The organism is Chryseobacterium sp. FR054 (genome assembly GCF_056844565.1).
The window spans coordinates 85257-103043 of sequence record NZ_JBXDSA010000005.1 but is presented as its reverse complement, the minus strand read 5'-3'; the positions used below and the strand labels follow the sequence as shown (position 1 = coordinate 103043).

The 17787-nt window shown below is 36.0% G+C and carries 14 protein-coding genes; 6 read left to right on the top strand and 8 right to left on the bottom strand.

The features are described from left to right. Window positions 1-95 precede the first annotated feature (95 nt). Entirely contained in the window at window positions 96-1790 is a 1695-nt protein-coding gene (locus AC106S_RS19515; RefSeq protein WP_482441346.1) for a tetratricopeptide repeat protein, read from the bottom strand. Window positions 1791-2659: 869 nt separating this feature from the next. Here AC106S_RS19515 and AC106S_RS19510 point away from each other — a divergent pair. The 5 genes from AC106S_RS19510 to AC106S_RS19490 all read left to right on the top strand — a co-directional run bounded on the left by AC106S_RS19510 (window position 2660) and on the right by AC106S_RS19490 (window position 7287). Beyond that, complete coding sequence (locus AC106S_RS19510) at window positions 2660-2842, top strand: hypothetical protein (protein WP_482441345.1); 183 nt, start codon at window positions 2660-2662, stop codon at window positions 2840-2842. A 183-nt stretch (window positions 2843-3025) separates the two neighbouring features. After that, a complete protein-coding gene (locus tag AC106S_RS19505; RefSeq protein ID WP_482441344.1) occupies window positions 3026-5287 on the top strand; it encodes an ATP-binding protein in 2262 nt (753 codons plus the stop codon). A gap of 425 nt (window positions 5288-5712) precedes the next feature. Continuing rightward, the gene (locus AC106S_RS19500) at window positions 5713-6102 is read left to right on the top strand and encodes a hypothetical protein (RefSeq protein WP_482441343.1); all 390 of its coding nucleotides are present in this window, start codon (window positions 5713-5715) and stop codon (window positions 6100-6102) included. Between the two features lie 159 nt (window positions 6103-6261). After that, window positions 6262-6573 carry a hypothetical protein gene (locus AC106S_RS19495; protein ID WP_482441342.1) on the top strand — a complete coding sequence of 104 codons (312 nt, stop codon included), beginning with the start codon at window positions 6262-6264 and terminating at the stop codon, window positions 6571-6573. A gap of 69 nt (window positions 6574-6642) precedes the next feature. Then, on the top strand, window positions 6643-7287 hold the full coding sequence (locus AC106S_RS19490; protein ID WP_482441341.1) for an immunity protein Imm33 domain-containing protein: 645 nt from the start codon (window positions 6643-6645) through the stop codon (window positions 7285-7287). Between the two features lie 101 nt (window positions 7288-7388). On the opposite strand, the gene AC106S_RS19485 is transcribed toward AC106S_RS19490, so the two are convergent. Beyond that, complete coding sequence (locus tag AC106S_RS19485) at window positions 7389-11087, bottom strand: hypothetical protein (protein WP_482441340.1); 3699 nt, start codon at window positions 11085-11087, stop codon at window positions 7389-7391. A 555-nt stretch (window positions 11088-11642) separates the two neighbouring features. Here AC106S_RS19485 and AC106S_RS19480 point away from each other — a divergent pair. Beyond that, window positions 11643-12695 carry a serine hydrolase domain-containing protein gene (locus AC106S_RS19480; RefSeq protein ID WP_482441339.1) on the top strand — a complete coding sequence of 351 codons (1053 nt, stop codon included), beginning with the start codon at window positions 11643-11645 and terminating at the stop codon, window positions 12693-12695. Window positions 12696-12911: 216 nt separating this feature from the next. On the opposite strand, the gene AC106S_RS19475 is transcribed toward AC106S_RS19480, so the two are convergent. The 6 genes from AC106S_RS19475 to AC106S_RS19450 form a co-directional block, all read right to left on the bottom strand. Continuing rightward, a complete protein-coding gene (locus AC106S_RS19475; RefSeq protein WP_482441338.1) occupies window positions 12912-13355 on the bottom strand; it encodes a hypothetical protein in 444 nt (147 codons plus the stop codon). A gap of 6 nt (window positions 13356-13361) precedes the next feature. Further along, window positions 13362-13709, bottom strand: coding sequence for a DoxX family protein (locus AC106S_RS19470; RefSeq protein WP_482441337.1), 348 nt, complete (start codon window positions 13707-13709; stop codon window positions 13362-13364). A 520-nt stretch (window positions 13710-14229) separates the two neighbouring features. Beyond that, on the bottom strand, window positions 14230-14787 hold the full coding sequence (locus AC106S_RS19465; RefSeq protein ID WP_482441336.1) for an AAA family ATPase: 558 nt from the start codon (window positions 14785-14787) through the stop codon (window positions 14230-14232). 60 nt (window positions 14788-14847) lie between these two features. Further along, window positions 14848-15483: an ABC transporter ATP-binding protein gene (locus AC106S_RS19460; RefSeq protein ID WP_482441335.1), complete on the bottom strand. Its 636-nt coding sequence runs from the start codon at window positions 15481-15483 to the stop codon at window positions 14848-14850. Then, the gene (locus AC106S_RS19455; RefSeq protein ID WP_482441334.1) at window positions 15470-16381 is read right to left on the bottom strand and encodes a hypothetical protein; all 912 of its coding nucleotides are present in this window, start codon (window positions 16379-16381) and stop codon (window positions 15470-15472) included. Before AC106S_RS19455 ends, AC106S_RS19460 begins: the two co-directional genes overlap by 14 nt. Window positions 16382-16417: 36 nt before the next feature. Further along, a complete protein-coding gene (locus AC106S_RS19450) occupies window positions 16418-17524 on the bottom strand; it encodes a hypothetical protein (RefSeq protein ID WP_482441333.1) in 1107 nt (368 codons plus the stop codon). Between the last annotated feature and the right edge of the window lie 263 nt (window positions 17525-17787).

Sequence of the window (17787 nt, the reverse complement as noted above, 5' to 3'; positions counted from 1 at the left end):
GAGATAATGCCTGATCGGACTGCATCTGCTTCCCTCTACTGAACTTAAAGAAGAAGCTTAAAAAAGCAGAAATTTACTTACTGTACAGGAAATTATCACCACTCTATATTTTGAATAAATCTATGGATATCATCCTCTTTTTTTAAGCCAAATTTTTGTTTTAACCGGTATTTTGTCACTCTTACGGTATTGGGGTCTATCTTTAGAATATTCCCAATTTGTTGGTTGTCCATATTCAGGTAAATATAGGCAGCATATTTCATATCAAGATTTGTAAGTTTTGTTTTGGCAATGTCCTGGAGCCGTTTAAAGAAATTTGGATGAATATTCTGGACGATTTTCTGGATTCCGCTAAAATCATTATCGGCCAATTGCTCCTCTCTCAGTATTTTTTCAAAGCTTGGATCATTCTTTTCTTTAATTTTATCCTTTAGCTCATTAATAAAATTATTTTTGGATTCAAGCTGAAGAGATGTTGCTATTGCCTGTTTTTGTAATTGCTGCTGCTGCAGGGCAAGATATTTCTGTTCGCTCTCTAAAAGAGCTGTTCTTTGCTTATTCAGTTTTTGTTTGTTGTAAAAAATATAAATCATAAGAATAATGCCCAAAACGACCAGGGCAATGATGACAATATATAATCGTTGCTGCTTTTTGAGATCTTTTATCTGTTGGCTTTTTTGCTCTGTCTGATAAAAAATTTCCAAAGATTTTGTATTATTAAGGAACTGTTTTTCACTGTTTTTCTGTATAAGTTCCTTAGCCTCTCTTTCAAAACTCAATGCTTTTTCCAAATGGTGAGAATTTTCATATATTCTTGAAAGGTTATTGAAGATTATCAGTTTATTACCGGTAAAAATCTCATTGTCATCTTTTGACAAATTATAAGCCTTTAGGTAATAAGCCTTTGCCGAGTCAATATTATTAATATTCTCGTATACAGATCCAATATTATTGTAGGTGGAAGATGTAATTTCATTGAATTTATTGTTGTTTTTACTGATCGACAATATTTTATTGAACTGTTTTAACAAGGCTGTGTAGCTGTTAGGATTTAATATACTCATTACTCCTCCATAATTAAGATAATATATAACGAGAGACCGTTGCCTTGCTTCATTATCCTTTATCAGATCTATATATTTATAAGAATCCTGATAACTAATAACCGCAGAGTCAAGATATTTTTTATCGTCTATGTCATAATATTTCTTTTTATAAAAGTATCCCAGATTATTATAGGTAAGATTTATTAAAATATTATTTTTAGATTTCAATGCATAATAATTGGCCTTAAGACAATCTGATCTGGTATCTTTTTCAAGTGGATTTTCGGCTTTGTATTTAAATCTCAAAGTATAGAGCTGGGCGAGAATAAAATTCTCATCAGGATATTTTTCAAAAGTTTCAATACTTTTATTAATGGATTTTATAAACAGGTCGTTCTTACCTAATTTTTTATAATACCTGGCATATCCCGCCTGAACATATGCCATATCCACAGCATTTGATGTTACAAAAGCCATTTTTTTTGCTTTTTCCAAAGCATCTACCTTTTCTTTCTCCCTGTCATCGAAAAAAGAATAATAATCAGACAGGTAAACATATCCGATAATTTTTTTTGAAGTAGTATTGGATTTTAAAAATTTTGAATCAATAAAAGCCTGAACTTTTGTAAAGTCTTTTTTGTATATCAGTGTATACACTTCCTGTTGATCTGTATCCCGATCGCTTTGAGCAAATGAAATCACAGAACCTAATAATAAAATGAGCAAGAGGATTTTTTTTCTCATAGTTAAGTTTTAGCTGAAGAAAATAGGATTAAAAGTATGTAGTAATACATGTACAAATATATATTTTTTCCGTAGTCATCAATAAGCCCAACCTATATAAATCCCAAAATACAGATTTATTTTAAAAACCTGTAATCCAGCAACATAAACAACATGTACATAAATTGTACACATATAAAATCAAAAAAGTACATGAATTATGATTGATAATATTCCCTTCTTTGAAAAAAATATCTGAGTTTTGTATTGGAAATCAGATGATCCCGATCTATTCCAAAACGGTTGAAATTACAGAAAACCGGGTAACGGCCATAATGATATTAAAGTTCTTTTCATAGTTTGAAATTTGGTTTTCCCTTCAAACACAAATGATGATTTTTCTTTTAATTCAAAAAAAACTCATTATTCGAAAACATTATTCAAATAGGTGAAAGCATATGAAGAATCTTAAAAATATTTACACAGCAGATTCTAAAAAAAAAATGCCGAAAGCCATATTGAGATAGCCATATTTATATCCTTATGAAATACTCCGGGGTGAAAAGTAAAGATTAAAATGTACGAAGCAGACAATCCTGATTCCGGAGTACTCTTAAAGTGGAATACATTATCTGAATATGATTTTGCAGCGTCTGACACTGTATCTGACAATCACTTCCCGGTATAGTGGTACTGGAGATTAAACAAAATAAAAGCGCCCCCCTTCTGCAATTCAGAAAGAATATCCAGGCCGGGAAGTTTTACAAAGAATAATATCAGACGAAGAAATAAAGTTATCAATAGACAGAACTCCCTTAAAACGGCTTTATACAAATGCATAAGCAGGTATGAAAAAAAATCCGGACATACAAAAAATCAGTTTCATTGGAATGAGTTGGGAAGAAATTTCAATGCTTTGCGGAGGAAATCCTGCTTTTCTGCTAAAGACAAAAGACAGTACCGTGATTTTTCTGAAAAGACGCTGGCTGAGTAAGAGAAAAGTATTGTACATAGAATTTGACGAACATGGCAAGGCCGATACGGTAATTTTACAAAACAGAAATGAAATCTAAAACTAAAACACCTGATTGCAAAAGAATTTACACCGGTAATTTGAGTATATCCCCCACCAATAAAAATAAGAGGACTAAAAAACACTACTTACAACCATTGATATCATAAAATTGAGTCAAAAAAACAGTTGATATAAATGAAGAAGCCGAAATCTCAAATCCGAAACACTCTTTTTTAATTTTATGGATACTAATTTTAATAAAATTGATATTAGCCAGGAATCTTTATTTACTTTATTTTCTCAGGCTTCTGTTGCACTGGCTCTTTTGAAAGGAGAAGATATGCTTATTGAATTAGTAAATCCTCAAATGCTGGAAATATTGGGTAAAGATGAAGATATAACAGGTAAAAAACTGAAGGATGCCATTCCTGAATTGAAAACCCAGGGGTTTTATGAAATCCTGCAATCGGTTTTTGAAACTGGAAAGCCATACAAAAGCATAAATCAGATCGTTGTTTTTGAGAAAAAAGGTAAGTTTAATGAGGGGTTTTATAATATTATTTTCACACCTGTAATATCTGAATCCACCCATAGGATATCAGGGATAAGTATCGTAATGACAGAAGTTTCCCGGCAGGTATACGATGAACGCAGATTGCTTGATGCAGAGAAAAAAATTCAGCATTTGATTTCTAATAATCTATACATGACCTGTATTTTTTCCGGAGAAGAAATGTTGATTGAAATGGCCAATGAAGCAGTAATAAGTATCATTAATAAAGGCAGAAATATTATAGGAAGAAAACTAAAATATTTACTGCCTGAAATAATTGACCAGCCTTTTTACCAAAACTACCTTATTACACTTAAGGAAGGCAGACCAATTGATATCATGGGGCTAAAAGTTGAAAGAATAATTAACGGAAAAAAACGGGCATCCTATTACAATACTTCTTTCCGGATCATTCCTAACTTTGAAACCGGGGTATCAGACTCTGTCCTGATTACCTGTATCAATGTTACAGATCTTTTTTTGGCCCAAAAAAAAGCACACGAGAATGAGATTTTATTAAAACATTTTATTGAAAATGTTCCTGTGGCCATTAATGTATGCGAAGGAGAAAACTTTGAATATAAAATTTCCAACCAGATCTCAGAAAAAGTCTGGGGTTACAGACCTGTAATAGGCAGTTTCGTTAAAGATACGGTACCGGGAATAGAGGGACGGCCTATCTATAAGGACTTATTAAAAGCTTTTCATGAGGGGGTTCAGATTTCCAGAAAAGAGCATGAGTTTAAAGACCAGTATAATAAAAAACAGTACATTAATTACATTTTTCAGCCTATCCGGGATGATGATGGAGTGGTAAAATATGTAATGACCCTGGGATATGATGTCTCTGAAGAGCTGGAAATAAAAAAACGTCTCAGGGAGAATGAGAAAAAATTCAAAACTCTTGCCGAGTTTATGCCTCAGATTGTGTGGACCGCCGATAAACATGGCAATGCAACCTATTTCAATCAAAACTGGTATTTATACACACAATTCCCTAAAGACTCCGATCCAAATGAAAATTTAAGAAATATTTTAAATCCGGATATGGTAGATGATGTATTGGAAACGTGGAAAGACTGTCTGAAAAACGAAAAACCCTATGAAATTGAATACCAGTTCAAAGATCCCGGCAATCCAGGCTCATACCGTTGGTTCTTAGCCAGAGCAATTCCCGTTTACAATGAAAATATGGAGGTGGAAATGTGGATAGGAACCTGTACAGATATCAATGAGTTCAAAGAATTACAAAATCAAAAAGATATTTTTCTGGCGATTGCAAGCCATGAATTGAAAACACCTTTAACAAGCTTAAAACTGTATGCACAATATCTCGCTAATAATCTAAAGAAAATAGGAGATGAAAAAAATGAAACTACCGCAAAAAAAATAGATGAGCAGGTAAATAAATTAAATGCTCTGGTAGGAGAACTTTTGGATGTTACCAAAATTCAAAAAGATAAAATGAGCCTTCATATATCAGAATTTAATTTTGACGACCTGGTGATCGACATTATAGAAGAACAGAAAATGGCCAGTAATCATAAAATAATATTTAACGGAGAGAAAGTGGGAAATATACGGGGTGACAGAAACAGAATTTCTCAGGTAATGAGTAACCTTATTAACAATGCAGTAAAATATTCTCCCAATGCCCGGGAAATCATTGTAAGCACTGCTGCTATGAAAGACACAGTAAAATTCAGTGTCCGGGATTTTGGAATAGGAATTCCGAAAGAGAATTTAAAACATGTATTTGATCAGTTTTACAGAGTAAATGGTGATAAAGAACATACAATATCCGGTTTAGGTCTGGGACTCTATATATCTTCAGAAATTATTAAAAGAAGCAATGGTAAAATATTTGTTTCTTCGGAAAGGGGGAAAGGATCGGTATTTGGGTTTGAACTTCCTGCAAGTAAACATATAATTCAGGAGCAGAACAGCTAAAAAATAATGATCGTTGATAACAGCCTTAGAGTTTTAGATTCAACAAGGTTAAAATTTCGTGATTAAATATAAGGAGATTTTACTGTGCCGGATTATGTATGGACTCATTTGCTTCATGTATCACTTTAATAATTTCTGGCTTTTATTTAATAAATGCCCGGATATACAGATATTTTAAAACCGGCCGTTATGGTTTACACAGTATTAAAACTACAACAGTTTACGTATTTATACTGAAAAATGATTTCAATTCCCCCTGATGGTCTGCTTATTAAAAATATTTATCATAAATTAATCAGTGTAATAAAAAATATTAATTATCATGAAAAATTTAAAAGAACTATCAACTAAATATAATTTTCCAGAGGTTTTTAATAAATATAAAAAGGATGAATAATGTAAGTGAATATTAAAGGTTGTACAAAATGGAAATAGTAACAGATATAAATAGAATTAATCAGATTTTGACTGAATATCAAGGTGATAAAGCAAAAATATGGATGTTTGATATTAGTCACATTAGATTAGCAATAAAAATATATTCAAAAAGAAAGGATGATGTTCTTTTTCTTGTAATGATGGGATGCAAATATATTAAGGGAAATTTTAAATTGGATAATCCGAAATTATCTGTGAAGAAGGATTTTGATACTGAGACATCCGAAGTCATTTTCAAGATTATTGATGAGGTTAGAGATTTTGAACTGATATCGACGGGAGGTGTCGCTTTAGCTAAAGGAATCGAAGCAGAATTTGGTGATTCATTTGAGAGATTTTTATTAGAAAATAAAAAATTCCCAATCAGATTATCATAAAGCGCAATTACTAAAAGTTCAAAACTCAAAAAATCAGGTAAGAGTATCAAAAAATACTCTTACCTATTTTGCTATTACATATCAAACTAAAATCTACTTTATAGAATGTTCAGTAATTGAAATCAATAAAAAATGCACATATTGTTAACCATTTATTTGATGATAATTTTAATCGTAGATGCCTTTGCAGTGCGGAATTATATGATTAATATCTCAAATGAAACAAATTTTGAAAATATCACATTGTTAATTTTAAGCATATTAGATATTTACTTTACTGTACTGCTTTTTAAATGGAATAAGTGGGGTTTATATGGACTTGGTATTTCCTCATTATTTATGTTTGTTTATAATCTTATTAATGGATCTGGTTTTTTATTATCACTACTTGGATTATTTGGTTTTGTGATAATATGTGTTTTATTGTTTTTAAGAAAAGATGGTAAAAGTGGCTACGAAAATCTACAATAAAATCCAACGATTTATAAGTATGAATAATCAAGGACTTATAGAAAAAAGTATATAGTATAAATAAAATATATGATAACATACAAAGGAATTCAAATTAATGTGGTAGATCATCTTTACGTAGAAACGAAAGAATTACATTCTTGGATAACCAAAGAGATTAGAATTAGCATTGGTAACAATCCGCCTGAAGATTATATAGAAGTTGTTAAATACCTTATAGACTATATTACAACTAATAAGCCTATTATTTCTGAAAATCAAAATATCGGCTATTACTCATGGCTTCTACAATTCAGACTAGCTGAAAATAATTGCTATGAGATGTATGAAGCAAATACCGATGGTAGTGATTTTAATAAAGGCTGCGATACAGCAATTTCAGTCGTTAGAAAACAATCAGAAATATGTTGGCAACAAAACCTTAATCCGCTTTTTCCAAATTTTAATCAGTCGGTTGTTATATCGGACGGTGTTTACGAAGGAAAAGATATCGAAGGAATCAGATATGGTGATTTACCTCAGGATCAATGTGGATGGTATCTTATCACAGACGATTATAATGATGATATTAAGACCCTAAAATTGGTACATTTTTATCATGTAGCTTTTGCTCGTCCTGATATTTTAAAATATTTAGCCATACCTTTTGGGTATAGATTTCTAATGCAGGAAGGCAATATTGTTATCTTAAAAGATGATGAGGATGAGGCTTGAGAATTACTTAAACGAAAACCCACATCGTATAGGGATACAGGAAAATTTCATAAAAAGGCCGTTTCACAAGTTGTGAGACGGCCTCTCTTTATAAAATAAATTTAGTATAATGTACTTGTTTCGTTGTTTCCGTGCTGCAGTTGGGCATCTGCATCCAGTCTGAAGCTTGTTTCAAATTCAAGCTCTGCCGGATTTTCGCAGTTTTCAGGATCATTTTCCGGGAAGATCGGTAATGGCTGATTAACAGGTAACCCGGTAGACCTATCCTGAAGGATGGTAAGGGTGGTAGGCAGTCTTGTAATCCAGTATTTTCCTTGTGGCTCGCCTGTTGGCTGTCTCATTTCATCCACAATACTCATGTACATAGGATCTCCGATTACAGGAACGGCCCCTCCATTCCAGATCAGTCCTGTTTCAAGGAATAACTGTACGGCAGCTTCAAAGCCAGGTTTTACCGTAACAATAATTCTGGCCATTCCAGCCTGAAGAAAGCTTCGGAATAGCGGGTCTATATTTTCAGACAGGTAGAACTCTTTCCAACTCTTACGGTTTGCCCAATAGTAAGGATAGAAAGTATAGTCCATGATTTCCCATTCAAAGGCCTGCTCCATAAATTTAGCCAGTGCAGCATACTGATCGGGGTTTTCGGTAAGGTATACCTGGAAATTATCCATTTCCGTTGTTTTATCGGCTCTGTTTGTAGTTTCCTGCCCCGGGGTATTAAGATAATCCTGCAGCAGGTAAGCGATACAGTTGTGCTTCAGGGTATCATGCTCCATATGGCGGTAGAAATTTCCCTGTCTGTTCTTTGCCTCAGCTTCTTTTTCCTTTTGTTCCGCGTCTATTCTGGCCTGCTCTTCCTGAAACTTTCTATACGCTTCCTCGTAAGCTCTGATAACCGTATTGAAATTTTCAGTTTTCCAGTTAGCAATGTATCCGGTACTCAGTTCACAATTTACCGTTACTTTTATGGTGTAGTTTCTTACATTGTGACCTTTTACCTGGAAAGCGACATGACCTGCCGCAGCAAGACCTGAGACGGACTGGTCAAAATTAATATTGCCACGTTCAGAACGGCCGATCATGTCTCCTTTTAAATTGGAACAGAATACTTCGGAATAACGGGCCCCTTCCCTGCCCCCACCTCTGTTTCTGGCAGACCTGCAGCTGAAGCTTGCGTTTTTCGCCACATAGTTATCCGGTATGGCAAATTGGGAATGATCAATTCCAAAATCATTGTCGGTTTGTGGAACACCTGCGGCGTTGTGGATTACCTGTTTCGAATCAGGTGGCATAGGAACAATTTCTGCTCCGTAAATCTGTGCCCAGTGCTGTATCTGTTCTACGGTTGCAGATTTCGAATCCGGCATCTTCCATAGCCTTTCCGGAGCGGTTCTTGGGTCCACAGGAGCGCTAAGCACCTGGGCTTTGGAGACCGCCTGGGCTAAACGGTACAATCCTGACGGTTCTGGAACCATAAATTCAAACATGGTACGTTTACCATAGTTGTAGATCTGGTTTTTCATCTTCTTATCTATCCATCTGTACACTCCGGTAATGTGTTTGGGCTGCGCCGCATCGGGGTTATCCGTATTGGTTACTTTTCCTCTGTTATCATATTCGTGTACATTGGTTTCCGTATACTCTTTGATGATTTTCTGAATTCTCTCTTCCGAAATTCTGGAAAGCACTCTTTCCATCGCTCTTTCTGTAATCTCCTGGGATTTCATCATTGCCTGCCGTGTGCTGTCATGCTGTGCCATATTATTGGCGTAGTCTGCTCCCATCTCAAATTTCATCGTATTGCCTTTGCCATAGCTGAATTTTGTATGGGCAGTAATACTGTGCTGTTCATCAATTTCCCGGGCTACCTCTGTCTGCATATCGGTTCTTGAGGTTTTTGAGGTATCAGAAATTTTTTCGGTTTCCTCATATTTTGAAGGAGTGTCTGTAATTTCCGAATAATCTCTTGCGACGGAAGATTTATGCCTTAGCTCACTCGCCATAACATTCTCAATATTGGAGACTTCTCCCGGAACATAAGCATGAACGCTCTGTACCACTTTCAGGTAATCTGCAATTCCAAGCCTTTTGATTCCGAAATTTTTACGTTTCCGGATTCTCGCAGGGAGCATACCGCCAGGGTTTTCCACAGCAGGTTTTAAATTAAGTATACCGGTACGGCTGGTACTGCCTTTGGTCATCATCTGTCCAAAATCTTCATACGCCATATATCCATTGTCGAAAATAATTTCAATTCTGAAACTTAGGGTGGTTTTGAACTTATTGATCAGGCTTACCGGAAGTGTAACTTTATTATCTATTACAGGAATATTACGGTAATTTTCTTCAAACCCTGGCGTAATATCCGAAGAAGCGATAATTTTAACATTGGCTACACTCCAGGAAATATCTTCCACTTCGAATGAGAAATTGACAAAACCGGAAACTCCTGAAAGCAGAACAGGGCTGTACGCGTAAAAGCTGTATGCCATTGGAGTTCTGTTGATTCCCGGAATAACAGGAACAGACGCTCCACCAATATTTACATATTCCTGAGGAGAAACAAGGGAATGTTCAAACGCGGTTTCTATTGATGAAGAGATATTTTCTGAAATCACTGCCAAAGCATCTGAGTAAGAATGCAGTTCATCATCCAGAGCGAAAATCTGCCCCCCGATGATCATGGTATTATCAGAAATAATTTTAATTCCCTCCCTAATAACATCTTCAGAGGCATTTTCCTGGTCAAATTCAGTAAAAAGTTTAATGAAAAGATCGAAAGACTCCGGAGAAAGTTTAGCCTGAAGGTCTTCCAGATTAATTTCATTTTTATATGAAAACCTGAAAGGTTCTACTTCAAACTCCTTCAGCGTTTCATAAAGAAGAATCTTCTCACTTTCAGGGGTTTCTTCTGTGATTTCACTTTCGATTTCGGCCAGTTTTCTGTCATACAGCTCCAGACGTTCTTTGTTTTCTTCCAGATATCTGGAATAATCATTCTGATAGGCCAGATCGCTGTATTTATGGTAACTTTTCTGAAGCTTTTTCACTTCTGCCGTAAGCTTTTCTAATGCATTTTTCCTGTGAACAGCTTTATTAACGGTCAACAAGACGCTTGCTTCGGCTTCTAATCTCTGTATGGTTTTGGCATCCGGCGTATGAGCAGGCATTCCGGGATTGGCCGTACCTCCCTCTTCCCCAGAAAATAAAGATTGGGGCAGTACAATTCTTCCGTCCAGTGCCTTATCCAATGGCTGACTTCCGTTAATGCTGATTATTTCCGTATCAGTAAGATCAAGCGACTGGGCAAAACCAAGATGGACTGCCATTAGAATGTGGCTGATTGCCTCTTTGACGTAAAAATCTTTCTGGGTAACAATCTGATAGATGTAATTATCCCAAAGGCGGGTAAATATTCCGATACCATTGGTGGTCAGTTCTTTACCGGCATCAATAAGGCTTTCGTAATAATCTTTAACATAGGTATATTCACTGCTGTTCAGTTCTTTTTTCTTAGAAAGCTTCCGCCCGATCATAAGAAGCCGGCCAAATGCTCCTTCTTCAATTTTATTTTCGGTTTCAAATCCAATATTATTGAATCCTACTGCCTCTTTGATCATGGCTCCCACCCTGGAGACATTGCTGGCTTTTCTTATCACAGCATTATCAAAAACTCCGGTCACACGGTCTGGCCTGTGAATAAATCCTAAATTTCTTTTTTTTGTTTCTGTAAGTTGAGGGTTTCTTAAACTCACAAACCTGAATAAAGTCTGTGATGCATTACTGTTTGCTGGCATTTACGTAAATTTGTTTGATTTTATATAGGTTGAGGCTTGAAGCGTATTTTTTATGGATACATCTTCAGTCTTAGCTTATTTTTTAGGGTGGTTTCCGCTAAAATGGATATCCACCTTTCTTTTTAATCGGGAACATAATTGTACTTATTCTGGGAACTTTCTTAAAGCAAATCTATTCCATCAGTGCGACAGAACTTGTCGTATCATATTTTAGATGTATTTTTTTGTAAAAAAAAACCGATTGTTACTAAAAAATCATTTTAAAACATAACAACCTGTAAATAAAGATGTTACAGGAGAGAATTTTGATTAAAAGACAGAATTATTTTTTACCCCGGACTGAAGTTAGCTTTGGCTCTGCGAAAGGGCAAACTTCCCTGTGATATGCCTTTGCAGTCCTCTATAAAGGATTATTCTCCTTTAATCAAACTGAAGACTTCCGGAAAACTTACCCGTTCGCCTTATTTACGTATATTTGAAAATATTTTATAACACAATACGGCCTGCCTGAGCTGATATTGGCTAATTTCTGCTAAAACCACTGAAAACAACAAAATGCTAAACACCTGCAGCTGTAAACAACTCTTCTTTATTTTTACTTTTCTCTTCCTTTTTACCAATACTGCTGTTGCCCAGACAAAAAAGATCAGCCGGATCCATTCACTCATGAAATGGTCTCATAGGATTGGAGTTTTTAACGGAAATGTTCTGGTAGCAAAGAATAATAAAATAATCTACAATGCTTCTTTCGGCTTTACAGATGCTTCAAAAACGGAAAAACTGACCACAGATTACAGGTTCAACATCGGCTCGATCACCAAAGAGTTCAGCGCAGCTGCACTGCTACAACTTCAGGAGCAGGGTAAACTGAAAACGGAGGATAAAGTTTCCCGCTATATTCCGGAACTGCCGGCGTGGGCCAATGAGGTAAGGATCAAAGATTTACTGCAGTACACCAGCGGAATTCCCAATGTAAACTGGAAAAAAATTAAGAACGACCGGGACCTTTTTGAAGGTTTAAAACTTATTGACACCCTTGATTTCAGGGCAGGTACTCATTACGATTACAACAACAATAACATATTCCTGCGCCAGTTCATTGTTGAACGGATTACAGGAATACCTTTTAAAAACTATGCAGAAAAGTTTATTTTCACCCCCTGCAAAATGAGTACTTCTGTCATGACTCCTTTTGAAAACGAAGAAAAAATAGCCGGAGGGTTTAATAATGATTCAGTGGCAGACAAAGCAGACCTTCCCATAACGGGAGGAACTTATTTAACGGCTGAAGACTTGCTGAAATGGGCGGACTGTCTTTATTCCCTCAGAATAATTAATGCAGGTTCGCTGTTTGAACTGGGACAGGCATTTAATTTGCCGGAAACACAGTCCTCTTTAGGAGAAGCAAAATTTAAAAACGGAAAACTGACGAAGCATTTACATGACGGAAGAGCCGGAAATTATGAAGCAATTCTGGTTTCTGACCTGAATGAAAAACTGACGATCATTCTGTTGGGTAATAACCATAACGGAAAGCTGTTTGAAATTTCAGATGCCATTAAGGCCATTCTGAAGAACGAAAAATACAGCCTTCCAAAAAACAACTGACATCGCAATAATACAGGTTTACCAACATTCCATTGAATTAAACAGGAGCCTGATTTTCACTGGTGTATCTTCATAATGCCAGCGCATATACAGATTTATGGCTTGCGGACAAGCAGAAAATTTGAATTTAACTGATAATTTTTTCTATTTGACCCCTTAAATTTTTCAGAGGCTGCCCGGAAAGGGCAGCCTCTGAAAAATGAACGCTTTTCTGTTTTATTTATTCTGCCCTATATCCAGTCTGTCGAACTTTCCTTCTGCATTTTTATGAAATTTAAAGAATACGGGAAATGTTCCCCACTGCCCTGCCTGGAAATTTCCGTAGATATCCTTCCCTCCGTTCTCCACCTGGTCTATGGTGAGAAATTTTTCTTTTCCGAGTGCATTGGAAAAAAACGACTTGAAATTCACGCTATTTCCATCGTCGGTCATTACCGGATTTTCCGTGAAAAAGCTGTACCAGTTCATATCTCCGGACTGCAATGCTTCCACAGCCATTTTTACATCTGTGTCTGTAATTTTTGAAAGATCCATACTCTGTTGTTTTTTTATGGTTGATTTTACGGGGTTTCTGTCATCCTGCTTTTCAGGTGTTTTCTGCCCGCATGCGGTAAATATTCCGCACGATAAAGCAACGATAATCATTGTATATTTTTTCATAGGGCATTAATTTTTAAGCGGATGCTGAAGGTAAATGATCAGCAGATTGAGCAGGAGAAACGGAATTTCAATCATCACTCCTTTAAAATCTTTATCTGCCATATGAAAGCATATGATCAGCAGAATTCCGGCAGCCATCAGAAAGTTTCCCCAGATAAAAGTTTTCGGAAACAGGATCAGCACAGCAGCCAGAATCGTTACTGCCCCGTTGATCATCAGCCCCGTTTTGTCAAAACCCCATTTCCCGAACATGGCTGTCATTTCGGGTTTCCCCATAAACATAGCCGTTCCCTGCTTTATTCCCATGAAAACAGCTGCCAGAATAAGGATACCATTAATAATTTTTAAGATCATTGCTTTGTTTTAATACAAATATGCATTAAATGAACGATTTGTGAATGGTGAATTTTTCGGAAATTACATTCCGCCGGTCTTTTATATACTATAAAAAAATACAGCCTACCCTTCATAAGGATTCAGGACTGTACTAATACCGGAGAGGATGATGAAAAATATAAACCTGTTTCCGGACAGCAGACCGGCTTTCAGTGCATATGCTTAAAAACTGCCCTTAAAACGGGGCAGTAGACAACCTTCGAGCTAATATAAAACTCAAAAACACACTAATGAAAAAAGTTCTCCGTAAATCTATACTAACATTTTTAAATACTGAAAATATAACATACTACACCTGTTCTACATGAAAACAAATCGCTGATTTTCAATATATAATTGTTAAACTGCATCATCATCTTTTCTGCTTAATCTGACTTTTGAATAAGATATTTCATTTTTTTAATGGTGTATGAAGGTCGGGAACTGAAGAAAAAAAAGATCCGGGTTTGAAAAAACAGCTCAGGTTTTATTGATATTTTTAAGCAGATTTTATTTTTTCCAAAATAAATATAAGCCTGTTTTGTACAGTATCTTTTGGAATTTCAACCACATGAAAACCATATTTCATATAGACCGCTTTTATTTTTGCGAAGGTATCTACGGCTTCTTCCCAGGTCTGTTTTCTTTCCGTATCATTTTCATAAATTTCTTTCCAGGGAGGGAGGATAAAAACCGTATTGCTGTACACTGTTTCACAGATTTTCAGTTTATCCCTGTCCGATAACGGGATTTTTTCCATTTCCATATAGCATACCGTATCAAGAATACCACGGTCAAAGAAAACAGGACCTTCCGGAGGGTTATTTTTTACTTTCGTATAGGTTTCAGCAGATGCATTCATCATTAATTCAGCATATTTTGTAATATTCTTCCAGGGCAGTCCGTCGCCGCCAATACTCATCTGCTCTTTAATAATCCTCCTTGCCTCTTCCTGAATTCCTGTGAAACCGTTTTTGCACAGTTCTTCAAGCAGGGTTGTTTTCCCAGCACCCGGCCCTCCCGTAATCACATAAAACTGATTCTCGTATTTTTTCATTTCCTGGAATATTTTAAAGTGTTTTCCCTTATTTACTTCTATAAACGAAAAAAGAAGTCTTTAAAATTTCAGGGTATTAAGCTCACTGAAATCCTTCTTTTCATATACATCCTGAATCCTTCCGCTTTCCAGAACGGCTATTTTATCACAGGTATGAAAAAGAGTTTCAATAATATGGGAACTGATGATAACTATTTTATTTTCTGATTTCAGCTGTCTGATAACATCATATAAGATATGTACTCCTTCAAAATCAACACCATTGAAGGGCTCATCCAGAATATTAACCGGTTTATCCAGCATCAGCATTCCTATCAGAGCCAGCTTTTTTTTCATTCCGCTGGAATAATACTGCACGTATTTTTTCAGCGGAAGATTAAATTTTCTGATGACTTCCATCACCTCGGCTTCTTTTTTTGAGGTGAAGTAGGCCAGGTATTCCTCACCTGTCATATAAGGATAAAAATAATTCTCCGTTTCCAGGTAAGAGATGATTTCACGTTTCAGGCGTTCATTTTTCCAGCTGATGTTTCCTGAGAATTTTACAGTCTGGTACAGCGACTCGAACAGAGTGGTCTTCCCTGCTCCGTTCTTTCCGAGTATTCCAAGTATACATCCGTCTTCTATTGACAGATTCAGATCGTTTAATACATTCTGATTTTTAAATTTAACATTTACATTTTTAATCTCCAACATAGGTTCTGATATTTTGGGCAGCAGCTTTTAAATGGATATTCAGGAGCAGTAAAGCAGGAATAATAGCCATACTGCAGATACAGTATTCAATAAAAACGGCCATATTATAGTAACTGCTTTTTTCTTTATGGGTATACTGCCTGTACTTTCTGGTGATAATCAGCATAAAATACAGATTCATAAAGGCAAAATAATATATTAGGTACAAGCTTTCAGCCGGATGTAAAACAAGATAGGAACAGTATACGGGCAGAAGTAACAGATTAAAAAACAGAGAGTTTCTCCTTATTTTCTGTTTTAAACTGTATTTTTTAAAGTACATTTCAAGCAATTCTTTACTTTCATGCGGTTCGTAGATGTGGGAAATGAAATCCAGCACAAACGCTCCCGCCAGAATAAGCAGCAAAGGCTGATAAGACGAAAGCACAACAGCGGCATAACCTATCATAAATATCCAGGTATTCTTTCTGAGAAAGCTCCTCCATTCAAATAGATCATTGGGAATACAATTCCACTGTACGGTCAGCCAGGGCCTGGTTTTCGGAGGAATTATTCCCAGTAAAAGAATCAGGAAATAGCCACACAAGGCTGTTTTTTCAATTTTATAATTAATATTTCCCAGCAGCAGAATAGTGTAAATGCATGCCGCTTCCAGAATGACTACCCACCGCCAGCTTTTAATAAAAACTTTTTTCAGAAAAGGAATATCTTTCCGCTCACAGTGAAACAATACTGCGAGAGTAAAAAATACACCGGGATAATAATAGTCCCCGGGCAGCTTTACCGCAACTGAAAGTCCGAAAATAAGTAAAACAGGAAGACCGGCTCTGGGATTTAAGTTTAATATTCTGAGACTCTGACTGATTCTGAATTTTAAATGGCTGATTAGTTTTTTCAAAGGTTTCTGAAATTCTGTTTTATAAATGGATTGATTTTACCTGACAGGTTTGATCATATAAAGCTTGCGGTCGCTGGTGGTAAACAGCTGAAAATTGAATCTCTTATCCGCAAAATAGAAGTAGGGTGAATATTGTTTTTCCAGTTCAGATTTATATTTTCTTATTTTTTCTCCGGGGCTTTCGTAAAACTTCTGCGTGGTAAAGCCTTTTTCAAAATACATCGGTATTTTGAATTTTAAAGTATCCCGGTCAACCGGAAGCTGACAGTACAATTCTCCTTTCCAGTTTTTTGCCGTAGACGATGCCGAGCCTCCTCCCACGCTATGGGTAAACTCCACCAGTTCTGTTCTCTGAAAATAAAGCGGTGTTATTTCCGGGAAGCTGTTGGGAACCATCTGCATTTCACTGGAAGAATAATGTCTGAAAAGATTATTCCAGCCGGTTGGCCATGTATAGCTCCTGCCCGTAAGCTTGGTATTGCTTCGCATCTGATACCATTTTCCGTCCAGATAATAGGTTGTTTCCTGTTCAGGATAGCTTTTACTGATATTATCAAAATAGTCTGCCTGTTCATAGATCTCCTCATACTGCTTTACCTGCTGCTCTTCATCCCATTTCAGATCCTCATTCTGAATAATCATTGGTTTCGGTAATGTATCTCCGTCTGTGATCCAGGTTTTATAATATTTCTTATACGCATTCACAATGAAGTCTCCGAATATTTTCTCTTCTCTGTTTTTATCAGTCCGTTGATAAACATAATGATCTTTGATTTCTCCATCTTTATCCAGTTTATAAAAATGAAAATCCTGATGGAACCGGACACCTCCTCCAACGGCTTCATCTTCTACCGCTTCCTGATCTCTGTCTTTAGGAATCCGGCTCACCACAATAATCATCTCCCCTTTTGAACTGATAAAATGCTGTATCGGCTCAAAACTGTCATCCCACATGAGCTTCATTTCATGTTTTCCGAAAACAACAGGTTTATCGGTATCAATATTCTGATAACTTTTATATTCATCAGGCAACCGGGTGTTATTCATCTTATTCATCAGATACAGATCCAGTCCCCCAAAATTATAAAAGAAAATAAAAACCAGCAGTACAATGATTCCTGTAATGAACATGAGTTTTTTCATCTGAATTTTTATGACTCCTTAAATATAAATAATTTTCGGTGAACTGTGTAATTCTGAATGAAGCATTTATTTTCATTGTTCTATTTTTTTGTCACTGCATTTTATTCCCACATCAGCTGTAATGAATTTTTCAGTTACTCATCTGGTCAGTGGCAAAAACCCATCCCTTTTCCCGATCAGTTTTTTTTCTCAGATTACAACCCGGAATCACCTCATATCGGGGAAGTAGTTACCTCAAAAGTGAGACGGCCCCTTTATTTTTA